Source organism: Rothia sp. HMSC068E02 (assembly GCF_001813565.1).
Taxonomy (GTDB): domain Bacteria; phylum Actinomycetota; class Actinomycetes; order Actinomycetales; family Micrococcaceae; genus Rothia.
In genome coordinates this window covers 627,581-639,470 of record NZ_KV812882.1, presented here as the reverse complement: position 1 = coordinate 639,470, position 11,890 = coordinate 627,581, and the positions used below count along the sequence as shown (strand labels likewise).

8 protein-coding genes and 2 tRNA genes are annotated in these 11,890 nt (G+C 60.4%); 3 read left to right on the top strand and 7 right to left on the bottom strand.

Features of this window, described 5'->3' with window-relative positions:
• Nucleotides 1–14 precede the first annotated feature (14 nt).
• From valS to HMPREF2919_RS04250, 3 genes are all read left to right on the top strand, one after another.
• Nucleotides 15–2,747 (top strand): valine--tRNA ligase, encoded by a 2,733-nt coding sequence (gene valS / locus HMPREF2919_RS04260; RefSeq protein ID WP_070666387.1) that lies wholly within the window; start codon nt 15–17, stop codon nt 2,745–2,747.
• Between the two features lie 752 nt (nt 2,748–3,499).
• Complete coding sequence (locus HMPREF2919_RS04255) at nt 3,500–3,706, top strand: hypothetical protein (RefSeq protein ID WP_049349110.1); 207 nt, start codon at nt 3,500–3,502, stop codon at nt 3,704–3,706.
• A gap of 181 nt (nt 3,707–3,887) precedes the next feature.
• Nucleotides 3,888–5,435, top strand: a complete 1,548-nt coding sequence (locus HMPREF2919_RS04250) for an LssY C-terminal domain-containing protein (RefSeq protein WP_049352416.1) — start codon at nt 3,888–3,890, stop codon at nt 5,433–5,435.
• Between the two features lie 173 nt (nt 5,436–5,608).
• Here the strand turns inward: HMPREF2919_RS04250 and HMPREF2919_RS04245 are convergent, their stop codons facing one another.
• The 7 genes from HMPREF2919_RS04245 to HMPREF2919_RS04215 all read right to left on the bottom strand — a co-directional run bounded on the left by HMPREF2919_RS04245 (nt 5,609) and on the right by HMPREF2919_RS04215 (nt 11,839).
• Nucleotides 5,609–6,250, bottom strand: a complete 642-nt coding sequence (locus HMPREF2919_RS04245) for a DsbA family oxidoreductase (RefSeq protein ID WP_049345615.1) — start codon at nt 6,248–6,250, stop codon at nt 5,609–5,611.
• Between the two features lie 185 nt (nt 6,251–6,435).
• On the bottom strand, nt 6,436–7,803 hold the full coding sequence (gene clpX / locus HMPREF2919_RS04240; RefSeq protein ID WP_065425265.1) for an ATP-dependent Clp protease ATP-binding subunit ClpX: 1,368 nt from the start codon (nt 7,801–7,803) through the stop codon (nt 6,436–6,438).
• A gap of 461 nt (nt 7,804–8,264) precedes the next feature.
• Nucleotides 8,265–8,954 carry an ATP-dependent Clp protease proteolytic subunit gene (locus HMPREF2919_RS04235; protein WP_012903382.1) on the bottom strand — a complete coding sequence of 230 codons (690 nt, stop codon included), beginning with the start codon at nt 8,952–8,954 and terminating at the stop codon, nt 8,265–8,267.
• 5 nt (nt 8,955–8,959) lie between these two features.
• Nucleotides 8,960–9,613, bottom strand: a complete 654-nt coding sequence (locus HMPREF2919_RS04230) for an ATP-dependent Clp protease proteolytic subunit (protein ID WP_005505718.1) — start codon at nt 9,611–9,613, stop codon at nt 8,960–8,962.
• 367 nt (nt 9,614–9,980) lie between these two features.
• Nucleotides 9,981–11,282 carry a trigger factor gene (gene tig / locus HMPREF2919_RS04225; protein ID WP_049345618.1) on the bottom strand — a complete coding sequence of 434 codons (1,302 nt, stop codon included), beginning with the start codon at nt 11,280–11,282 and terminating at the stop codon, nt 9,981–9,983.
• 107 nt (nt 11,283–11,389) lie between these two features.
• A tRNA-Pro gene (locus HMPREF2919_RS04220) sits at nt 11,390–11,464 on the bottom strand.
• 304 nt (nt 11,465–11,768) lie between these two features.
• Nucleotides 11,769–11,839, bottom strand: a tRNA-Gly gene (locus tag HMPREF2919_RS04215).
• Nucleotides 11,840–11,890: the final 51 nt, after the last annotated feature.

Genomic DNA, 11,890 nt, shown 5'->3' with positions numbered 1-11,890 from the left:
AGAAAATAGCCGTTATGGCTGAAAACATTTTGGGCTCAGACTCGCCCGTACAGATTAACGTTCCCGACCGCCCCGCCCTCGAAGGCCTCGAAGAGAAGCTCTCGCAGCGCTGGGCCGACGAGAAGACCTACGCATTCGACGAGAACACCACTCGCGAACAGGTCTACTCCATTGACACCCCGCCGCCGACCGCATCCGGCTCCCTGCACGTGGGTCACATGTTCTCCTACACCCAGACCGACGTCATTGCACGCTACCAGCGCATGACCGGCAAGAACGTGTTCTACCCCCTCGGCTGGGATGACAACGGCCTGCCCACCGAACGCCGCGTTCAGAACTACTACGGCGTTCTCTGCGACCCCTCCGTGGCAGACAACGACTCCTTCCGTGACCTGATCATCTGGAAGGCAGACGGCACCCCCAAGCCCGACCGCAGCCAGGCAAAGTGGCCGCGTATCTCCCGCAACAACTTCATTGAACTCTGTGAAGAGCTCGCGGTTGAAGACGAGAAGGTCTTCGAAAACCTCTTCACCACCCTGGGTCTGTCCGTTGACTGGTCGCGTACCTACCGCACCATCGACGCACACTCCCGCAAGGTCTCCCAGCTCGCCTTCCTGAAGGACCTGGAAGCAGGCAACGCCTACATGGCAGAAGCCCCCACCATGTGGGACGTCACTTTCCGCACCGCAGTGGCACAGGCTGAGCTGGAAGACAAGGAACGCCCCGGCGCGTACCACCGCATCAGCTTCCACCGCCCCAACGGCGAGAAGGTCTGGATTGAGACCACCCGCCCCGAGCTGTTGCCCTCCTGTGTGGCTCTCGTGGCGCACCCGGACGACGAGCGTTACAAGCCGCTGTTCGGCACCACCGTCACCTCCCCGCTGTTCGGCGTTGAGGTCGAAATTAAGGCGCACCCGCTGGCACAGCCCGACAAGGGTGCCGGTATCGCCATGATCTGTACCTTCGGTGACACCACCGACGTCACCTGGTGGCGTGAACTGCAGCTGGACACCCGCGCCCTCATCGGTCGCGACGGCCGTTTCTCCCGCGAAACCCCCGAGTGGATCACCTCCGCTGAGGGCCGCGAGCGCTACGAGCGTATGGCTGGCACCACCGTCTTCACCGCACAGAAGACCGTCGTGGAAATGCTGGTTGAGGCTGGCGAAATGGACGGCGACCCCAAGCCGATTACCCACCCCGTGAAGTTCTACGAGAAGGGTGACAAGCCCCTCGAAATCGTTGCTTCCCGTCAGTGGTACATCCGCAACGGTGGCCGTGACGCTGCACGCCGCGAGAAGCTCATCGAGCGCGGCCGTGAGATGAACTGGTACCCCTCCTTCATGCGTAGCCGCTACGAGAACTGGGTTGAGGGTCTGAATGGCGACTGGCTGATTTCTCGCCAGCGCTTCTTCGGCGTTCCCTTCCCCGTCTGGTACCCGCTGGACGCTGAGGGCGAGCCGGACTACGAGAACCCGATTCTGCCGACCGAAGAGATGCTGCCGGTTGACCCCGCATCTCAGGCTGCTCCCGGTTACACCGAGGATCAGCGCGGCGTAGCGGGCGGCTTCATCGCCGACCCGGACGTTCTGGACACCTGGGCTACCTCCTCCCTGACCCCGCAGATTGCGACCGGCTGGGGTGTGAACCCGGACCTGCACGCGAAGACCTTCCCCATGGATCTGCGCCCGCAGGGTCACGACATTATCCGTACCTGGCTGTTCTCCACCGCTGTTCGCGCGGAGACCCTGGCGTCCTCCGTGCCGTGGTACAACACCGCGCTCTCCGGCTGGATTCTCGACCCGGACCGCAAGAAGATGTCCAAGTCCAAGGGCAACGTTGTGGTCCCCAACGAGGTTCTGGAGAAGTACGGTTCGGACGCTGTGCGCTACTGGGCTGCTTCGGCTCGCCTGGGTGCTGACACCGCCTACGACGAAGGCCAGATGAAGATTGGCCGCCGCCTTGCCATCAAGCTGCTGAACGCATCCAAGTTCGTGCTGAACCTGGGCGCTACCGAGAAGTCCGTGATCACTTCTCAGGCTCAGGGTCGCGTGCTGATCAACGCCCTGGACCGCTCCCTGCTGGCTCGCCTGGCGTACCTGATTGAGGAAGCAACCGCAGCGTTCGAGAAGTACGAGTACGCTCGTGCCCTGCAGATTTGCGAGAGCTTCTTCTGGTCCTTCACCGACGACTTCGTTGAGCTGATCAAGGACCGTGCGTACGGTGCTCGCGGCGAGCAGGAGCAGGCTTCTGTTCTGGCCGCGCTGGCAACCACCCTGGATGCTCTGTTGCGCCTGTTCGCACCCTTCCTGCCGTTCGTGACCGAAGAGATTTGGTCCTGGTGGCGTGCAGGTAGCGTGCACCGCGCCGAGTGGCCGCAGGCACTGCCCATTCTGGAGGGTACCCTGCTGGCTGAGTACTCTGCACAGAACCCGACTGCTGGCATTTCTGCTCAGTGGGTCCTGGCGGACGCTGACCCGGCTCAGATTGAGTCGCTGAAGCAGATCCTGCCGGATGTTGCTGAGGCTCTGGGTGGCCTGCGTAAGGCTAAGAGCGACGCGAAGGTTAAGCAGCGCACCGAGGTTGAGTCCGCAACTATTGCGGCTCCCCAGGCTCAGCTGGATCGCATTGCCGCTGGCATGGCTGATTTGAAGGCTGCCGGTAACGCTCGTGAGCTGTCCCTGGTGGCGGCTGAGGGCGAGCTGGAGGTTCGCGACGTTGTACTCGTTGTGGAAGAAGCAGCTGAGTAATCGAATCTAACGTTCATTGCTTAGTGACATAACACCGAGTTGGTGTTGAGGACGGGGCGGTACCGATTGACGGTACCGCCCCGTTTTCTGTGTCTGCGGTTCGTTGGTTTCTGCAGGCAAGGTACCCGGAGAGCGTGATGCTCGACTGCGGGCGGTGCTTTGTATGGCGCTTTTACGACTCTGACTAGAGGCTTTACACATTCGGTACCCGCGGGTGCCCGTACCCATCCCTAGCACCTTCACAACCTCCTCCCCCAATAATGTGGGTTTTAGTCTGCTGTTCTGTAGGGATTATGTGGGATTTTCAATCCCTTTTTCTGTTCATCAATGTGCAAAGAGCATAATCAACCTTATGAGATTGACTGTCACTTTATGTATGATTGTTGATGCGAGGGTTTTACCATCGGGAACAACCCTCTATTCAACTTCAGCAACAGACAAATCACCGGTACGAGCAAGACATACCCCGACCAACCGCACGACAATAAACCACCCGTCAGGCGCAGCGATGCGTCCTGACTCTGACCCGCGCCAAAGTAGGCGCACCCCATATCCTCATGAATTCATACTCATCCTCTTCCGGATTACCGAACAAACCCCAGGCGAGGCAGAGCTCAACCCCGAGCTCACCGCCAGGAGCGCAAGCAAACATTTCCCCCGATCAACTTCAGCACTACCACGCAAGCCTGAACGAATACATCAGCCAGGCACGCGAACACGCCCGGGCACTACGTGACAGCTACACCAACGAAGTGTACGACCTGTGGCATCAGCACATTTCCACCAGCGCCGCCGCCGATGAGGCGAGCATCGCCTCCGGTTCGTTGACCGCTCAGCAACTTGAGGAACTGACCCGCAAGTGGGTGCGCCTCATGCGTGAAAGCCGCGACATGCTGCACCACGAAAGCTCTATTGCGGCGGCACGCGCCGCTGTGGAGGCTAAGCCCCTCCCCGAGTAGGGTCACCCTTTATTTCTTTCGCGCGGCAACGCCAGCACTCCGCGTTGTACCGCGTTTTTCTGCGGCGGGGCTATCGAGCCAAGCGATTAAGCCCTGCCCGGAATGCGTACTTCACATAACCTGCCCCTTGCTATAGTTATGGATATTCAAAGACCCTAACTATGTTGCAGAAAGGGCGGGAATGTCCCACCAAAAACGCGTCCTGCGGCCTATACGTAGCGATGTTGCTCCCCCAGTTACCTCGCCACCGGTTTACCGTGGCGATATTGACACGCGCGGTGCGGCGCAAGACCTCGTGCCGCGTAGCTTCTGGGTTGATTTCTGGGACACTCTCTTCTTTATCTTCGCCGGCGTCGCCGCCCTCGTGCTGACCTTCATGATTCTGGCGAATACGGTCGGCCACTCTTTTTGGGGCGTGCCCATCGCCTTTATCTTCTGGGCGGTCACCGCGTACCTGACGCTACCGCGTTTTCACGCCATCATGACCCGCATCTACGTGCCCGATTACTTCATTGGGCGCACCCGCACCCCGGACGGCCTGCTCGGCGACCCGGTCAATATCGGCCTGATTGGTACCGAGGAGCAGATTCACCAGGTCATGCAGGATGCAGGCTGGACCCGTGCTGACGACGTCACCCTCGTCTCCTCGTGGAAGATTATTATCTCCACCATCACCCGCCGTTCCTACGCGGAGGCGCCGGTCTCCCCGCTAAAAATTTTTGGTAAGACGCAGGCTTTCGCCTACCAGAAGGAAGTGGACGGCAACCCCGAGAAACGCCACCACGTGCGCTTCTGGAAAACCCCGAACGGCTGGCTTCTGCCTGGTGGTCACCAGGTGGATTGGTTAGCGGCGGGCACCTACGACTCCGGTGTGGGTTTCAGCTTCTTCACCCTGCAGGTCACGCACCGCATCGATGCTGAAACCGACTTTGAACGCGACTACATTGTGGAGTCCATTCAGTACGCCCACCCGGAAACTCACGTTGAGATTCTGCACGATTTTTCCTCCGGCTACCACGCCCGTAACGGCGGCGGTGACGCGATCCGCACGGACGGCGCGCTCCCGGTCATCGTGCTGAACAATGAGGGTCTGGAGCCGCAGGAGCAGGAAGAAATTCACCTCTCCAGCGCGCACGACCTGGCGTACCGCATGCCGCTGAGTCTGCTGGTTGGTTCGGGTATGCTCATCGCCGTGACCCTCGCCGATATTGTCAACAGCGTCATTCTGGCGCTCAGCCGCCCGGCTCTGCGAGCCAAGCTGCTGGAGGAAGGATCCGGCGACGATCTTGATTTGCTGAGCCTATTCGATCAGGTGGATAGCGACGTGCTGCTGACCATCACCAGCGCGGTGTTGGTGGGCTTCGTAGCCGTCTATTCTGCGGCCCACCTCTTCCTGCTGTGGAGCACGCTGCGCGGCTCCTCCAAGGCTCGCCGTCTGGCCCTGCTACTGACGGCGCTAAACTTCATGGCGATTACCGGCGGCGTGCTGTGGGGACACCACTCCCTGCCGCTGTCCACGATTTTCTTCCAGCTGGGCGTTGCGGTGTTCGCAATGTTGGCGTTCACCTCGGACGAGGCGGTCCAGTACACCGCGACCCGCACCTTCCACATGCGCGACACGAAGATTGTGCAGCGCGCGACGCACCCGAAGGTTCTGGAGCGCAGGGCTCAGCGCAAGGCGCAGAAAGCACGAAAGACGGTTTCTGAAAACCGAAGCCGCCAAGTCTGACCCGCATCCGGCAATTCGGCACCGTTAGACAGAAATTACCGCCCGGTCAGTGTGACCGGGCGGTACTTTTATGCTCTGTTGAGGCTCTATCGCCGAGGGGCTCTGCCGAGCTCGGGGTTTTCGAGTCTTGGGGCTTCAGTCCCCGGCGTTTCGAGCCTCAGTTCCCGCTGTGTTTAGGCTTCGCCGTCCTCGCCGTGGAAAATCGGGCCCACGGTGCGGGGGCGCTTGAGCTCAAAGAAGCCGGGGTAGGAAGCCAGCGCCAGGGCGCCGTCGAAGAGCTTACCGGCCTCTTCACCGGCAGGGCTCGGGGAGATGACCGGGCCGAAGAAGGCGGTGCCGTTAATGGAAATCAGCGGAACACCCACATCGGTGCCGCCCACGGTCTTCAGGGCGAGGTCCAGAGAAGCGCGCATCTGCTCGTCGTACTTGTCGGTGAAGGCCACATCCGCCAGCTCTGCGGGCAGGTTGACCTCTTCCAGCGCCTTGACGATTGCGTCGCGGTAGGAATCTGCCTTGTTGTCGTTGTGGTGAATCTGCTCGCCCAGAGCGTCGTAGAGGGGCTTGATGACCTCGTTGCCGTGCAGCTCGCGCACAGCGGTAATGAGGCGGGTCGGCGCCCAGGACCGGTCCATCGCTGCCTGGTAGTCGGCGGGCAGGTCGCGGCCCTGGTTGTGCATGGACAGGGAGAAGGGACGCCAGGTCACCTCAATATTGCGGACCTTCTGCACCTCGCCAATCCAGCGGGAGGTAATCCAGCACCAGGGGCAAATCGGATCGAACCAGAAATCAACCTGTGCGGGGGCGTTCTCAGCCATGGGTGTTCCTCTCTTGTACGGATGCGCGTACCGCCCGTGCAGCCCGGCACCCTGTGTTCACCTTTAATATCTGCACCAGCCAAGCCCGCGGTTTCTGAGCGCGGCACCTGCTAGTGAGCCGTCACCCCGTATAACCGGGGCGACGGCTTCTTTATTCCCTGGCCTCTTCGGCCGGAAGTATTCGATTAGGCCACCTTGCGCCCGGCCTTCGCGGCCTTCAGGGAGGCGGTCTTCGCCTCCCCCTTCACGGTGCGGGTGGTCTCGGGGTCCGGTGCCTGCAGCACGTAGCGGGGTTCTGCCCCGTTGAGCACGGTGTCCTCACCGATGACGATAGACACCACGTCGGTGCGGTCCGGGATGTCGAACATAATCGGCTGCAGAATCTGCTCCATCATGGAGCGCAGGCCGCGGGCACCGGTACCACGTTCGGCGGCGAGGCGCGCAATAGCCGCGACTGCTGCGTCGTCGATGATGAGTTCCACGCCGTCCAGGGCGAAGAGGTGACGGTACTGCTTGAGCAGCGCGTTCTTCGGTTCGGTCAGCACGCGAGCCAGCTCTTCTTCGTTGAGCTCGCTCAGGGTCGAGATGACCGGCAGGCGACCAATCAGCTCGGGGATAATGCCGTAATGCGCCAGGTCCTCGGGCATGATCTGATCCAGCGGGTTCTTTACGGAACCGCCCAGCTCGGCACCGAAACCGATGCCACCGGCACCCACGCGGGCTGCAATGCGGTCGTCAATATTGTCGAAGGCACCAGCCACGATGAAGAGAATGTTCGAGGTATCAATCTCAATGTTCGCGTGCGCCGGGTGCTTGCGGCCGCCCTCCGGGGGTACGGTCGCCACGGTGCCCTCGATAATCTTCAGCAGCGCCTGCTGCACGCCCTCACCGGACACGTCACGGGTGATGGAGAGGTTCTCGCCACCCTTGCGGGCAATCTTGTCGATTTCGTCAATGTAGATGATGCCGCGCTGAGCCTTGGCAATATCGCCGTCAGCGGCGTTAATGAGGCGCAACAGAATGTTCTCCACGTCGTCACCCACGTAACCCGCCTCGGTGAGGGTGGTTGCGTCAACCAGGGCGAAAGGCACATCCAGCTTCTTCGCCAGGGTTGCCGCCAGGTAGGTTTTACCGCAGCCGGTCGGGCCGAGCATCAGAATATTCGACTTGCCCAGCTCCACTTGCTCCCCCGCGGTCGCCGAAAGAATGCGGGAGGTCAACACCGGGTTATCAATATCGTGGATGCGCTTGTAGTGGTTGTACACCGCCACCGCCAGGGTGCGCTTCGCCGCGTCCTGACCGATGACGTAGTCGTTGAGGTAGCTGTAAATTTCGCGCGGAGTAGCCAGCTGAGGCGCGGGCGCAGCGGCGGGGGCCTTCACCTTCAGACGCTCTTCAGCGAGGATCTCTTCGCACAGCTCCACGCATTCGTCGCAGATAGAAACATTCGGGCCGAGCACAATCTTAAAAACCTGCGCGCGAGTCTTCTTGCAGAAGGAGCATCGCATGCTGGCGTTGGGCTGTTCGGGAGGCACAATGACGTCTGTGGCCACGAAAATTCCCTTTCGATCGGCGTGGTGAAATCGGCGCAGAAGGGTCAGTGACCTGATGTCTGCGGTGATTTCTCAGGAGGAGCACCGGCGGGTGGTGGGCGCCCTAGTTTGAGTGAGAAAACGGTATGAAATACTCGAATTTTCTCCTTTTCTAAGGCTACCGGAGTTCACCCCGGAACCAAGAATTACGCACCGCAAATGAACGGACTTACCGGGCATATGACAAAGCGCGTCTTTTATGACGGCGGCAGGAACTTCCACACCCCGATATGACGGTGATTCACAAGGGTAAAGTGCAGGTCAGAGTCACCTACTGAAGCACCACACGGAGACCCACCAAATACACCCACGGTGCACAAAAAGAAGCGGCACCGCACCGCGCACCAGCCCGAAGGCTCGCACACGGGGCAATGCCGCCCCTCCCCCGAAAAATACTCGGGGATATTCCTCAAAACTAAAGTTTAGGTGTGGGAAATAGCGGTGTTGGTCGCAGGCTTACGCAACTTACGAGACTCCAGCACCTTATCGACCAGGCCGTACTCCAGAGCAGCAGCCGCAGTCAGAATGTTGTCACGCTCAATGGAGCGGTCAACTTCCTCGTAGGTCTTGCCCGAGTGCAGCGCCAGGGTCTGTGCAGTCCACTCACGCATACGCATAACCTCGTTCGCGTGAATCTCAATGTCAGATGCCTGACCGCCCTGCTGGCCGCTCAGAGCGGGCTGGTGAATCAGCACGCGAGCGTTCGGCAGTGCCAGACGCTTGCCGGGGGTACCGGCAGCCAGCAGAACCGCCGCAGCGGATGCCGCCTGACCCAGGCACACGGTCTGGATCTCGGGGCGGATGAACTGCATGGTGTCGTAGATAGCGGTCATTGCGGTGAAGGAGCCGCCGGGCGAGTTGATGTACAGGGTGATGTCACGCTCGGGGTCCTGTGCCTCCAGCACCAGCAGCTGAGCCATGATGTCGTCAGCGGATGCGTCGTCCACCTGGGTGCCCAGGAAGATGATGCGGTCCTCGAACAGCTTTGCGTACGGGTCCTGACGCTTGTAACCGTAGGGGGTGCGCTCCTCGAAGCTGGGGAGCACGTAGCGGTTGCTCGGCATAGCCGGCGCCGAGGTGGTGATATCGTTCGGCAGGTAGTTCATGTGCATCTCCCTTATGCGTTCTTCGATTCGGGCAGCTTACCGGCGGTGGTCGCAATGTGGTCGAAGAAGCCGTACTCCAGGCCCTCTTCCGCGTTGAACCAGTTGTCGCGGTCGTTATCCTTCAGGATGGTTTCCAGGCTCTTGCCGGTGCGCTCAGCGGTAATCTCTGCCAGGCGCTTCTTCATGTCCAGAATCAGCTCAGCCTGGGTGCGGATATCCGATGCGGTACCGCCAATACCACCGAGGGGCTGGTGCATGAGGATGCGGGCGTTCGGGGTTGCGTAGCGCTTGCCGATGGTGCCTGCGGTGAGCAGGAACTGACCCATGGATGCTGCCATACCGGTCACCACGGTCACCACGTCGTTCGGGATGAGCTGCATGGTGTCGTAGATAGCCATGCCGGCGGTGACGGAGCCGCCGGGAGAGTTGATGTACAGGTAGATGTCTGCCTCGGGGTCTTCAGCCGAGAGCAACAGCATCTGGGAGCAGATGAGGTTGGCGTTGGAGTCGCGCACCTCGGAGCCGAGCCAGATAATGCGCTCCTTCAGGAGGCTGTTGTAGACGTAATCTTCCTGGGCACCAACGATGGGGGTTGCCATAGACGGCGCGGGCGCCACGCCGGCTGCCTGGGAGGCGCCGATGGGCAGAGGCATGTAGCTGGACATTCTTCCTCTTCTTCTCTAATGGGTCTTCGCTGCATCTTTGCGCGATTTACGCGCCGGAGCGCACGCGAAAAGTTTCGTTGCTACTACCTTACCGATAGTTGCTCTCCCCCGCTTCCCTTCGGGTTGTTCGTTCGCCAGGGGGTGAAGCACAGCGTGAAGCACAGCGCCCAGCATATGCGGTACTGACGAGCCTGCATGCGCATTCGGGGTGTTGCGGGGAGGAATTGCGGGCGAAGTAACTTGGGGTGAAAAAGAGCCTCAGCGGGCACCCAACCGGTAATTCGGTGGATGCCCGCTGAGGCTACACGTTTCAAGCAATCAGCGCACGCCCTCTAGCGGGGTGGCTTTTTGCAGACCGTGGCGGGATTTAGGCAGCTGCCTCTTCGCCCTCGCCCAGGTACTTGGACAGGTCAACAACGTTGCCCTTGGTGTCCTTGACCACTGCGGTCTTCAGCACTGCTGCCAGAGCCTTGGAGCGGCGAACCTCGCCGACCAGTGCGCCTGCCTGGCCGGAGCCGTCCAGCATCTGTGCGAACTGGTTGGGGTCCATGCCGTACTGGGAGCTCATGGTGATGATGTAGTTGATCATCTCAGCCTGGTCAACGGTCACTTCTTCCTTGTCCGCAACAGCGTCGAGAACCATCTCGTTCTTGAATGCGGTCTCGGTGTTCTCGCGAACCTCGGCGCGGTGCTCCTCGGTGTCGTGGCCTGCTTCAGCGTTGGGGTTGTTGAAGTGCTGCTCGAGCTGGTCCTCGATAACCTTCTCGGGGACGGGGATCTCAACGAGCTCAACGAGCTTTGCGAGGACCTTGTCGCGTGCCTGGGTGCCCTGCTCGGCAACCTTAGCCTCTGCAACCTGCTTCTTGATGTCTTCCTTCAGTTCTTCGATGGTGTCGAACTCGGAAGCCAGCTGTGCGAACTCGTCGTCAGCTGCGGGCAGCTCGCGCTCCTTGACTGCGGAGAGCTTGACCTTGATGACAGCCTGCTCGCCTGCGTGCTCGCCGCCGGAGAGCTTGGTCTCGAAGGTTGCGTCCTCGCCAGCGGACAGGCCGGTCAGAGCCTCGTCGATGCCGTCGAGCATGGTGCCGGAACCAATCTGGTAGGACAGGTCGTTTGCTGCGTCTACCTGCTCGCCGTCGATTTCTGCGGCGATGTCGATGGTCACGAAGTCCTTGTCAGCTGCGGGGCGCTCAACGGTCTTCAGGGTGCCGAAGCGCTCACGCAGAGCGTCCAGTGCCTGAACCTCGTCCTCAGCGGTGACCTCTACCTCGTCAACCTCAACCTCGAGGCCCTCGTAGTTGGGCAGCTCGATTTCGGGGCGGACGGTGACGGTGATGGTCAGCTTGAGGTCTGCCTCACGGTTCTCAGTGGAGGGCTGGGACTGAACGTCCAGCTCGGGCTGTGCCAGGGGGGAGAGTTCGTTCTCGCCCAGTGCCTGTGCGTAGTAGTCGTTCAGAGCGTCGTTCAGGGATGCCTCGACGATGTAGTCGAAGCCCGCACGCTGCTCGATGAGCTGCTTGGGCAGCTTACCCTTGCGGAAGCCGGGAACGCTGATCTGACCCGAGAGGTTCTTGTAGGTGCGGTCCAGGTAGGGCTTGAATTCTGCGAAGGGAACCTCGACCTCAATCTTTGCGAGGGTCGGGTTGAGCTTCTCGACGGCGGTCTTCACGTCCGTGATCTCCTCATATAGTTTCGGTGCGGCACGAATCGTGTGTGCCGCGGTTGCTTAGTGGAAAGAGCGCCACGACCCTGTAGCGTCGCGGCAACCGTTTCACGTCGGGGCGACAGGATTCGAACCTGCGATCTCCTGCTCCCAAAGCAGGCGCGTTAGCCAAGCTACGCCACGCCCCGTGAAACCGACCGTGTTGCGCACTTGCGTGTTTAACACAGTCAGTGCCCTAGTTTACCTGTTTTCCCGCTAAATGCCCAACACAGCGGCTCGTGCGCGGTTTATTTCCACTGAGCGCGTACTCCCCTATCTCCCTTGGTTTTGTAGGGTGTTTTGTGTGGATGCGAGGTGGAGGGGATGACGAGCTGGAGCATGCGGATTCCGAGCGCGCGAGGAAACAAATCCGCATGCGGAAGGGATTCCCGTCATCCCCTCGAGGGAAAAAGAAAGGGCCTCGACGCGAAAGCGTCGAGACCCTAAATCTCGAGGGGATGACGGGAATCGAACCCGCGTAATCAGTTTGGAAGACTGAGGCTTTACCATTAAGCTACATCCCCGGAATGGAACTTGACTATAGTAGCGAGGTTCCATCTGGGCTGTCAAATATT

Bases quoted from the DNA above. Each gene is read 5' to 3' on its own strand.
- valS (WP_070666387.1), top strand. From the start codon at position 15: ATGGCTGAAAACATTTTGGGCTCAGACTCGCCCGTACAGATTAACGTT.
- HMPREF2919_RS04250 (WP_049352416.1), top strand. From the start codon at position 3,888: ATGTCCCACCAAAAACGCGTCCTGCGGCCTATACGTAGCGATGTTGCT.
- HMPREF2919_RS04245 (WP_049345615.1), bottom strand. From the start codon at position 6,250: ATGGCTGAGAACGCCCCCGCACAGGTTGATTTCTGGTTCGATCCGATT.
- HMPREF2919_RS04235 (WP_012903382.1), bottom strand. From the start codon at position 8,954: ATGCACATGAACTACCTGCCGAACGATATCACCACCTCGGCGCCGGCT.
- HMPREF2919_RS04230 (WP_005505718.1), bottom strand. From the start codon at position 9,613: ATGTCCAGCTACATGCCTCTGCCCATCGGCGCCTCCCAGGCAGCCGGC.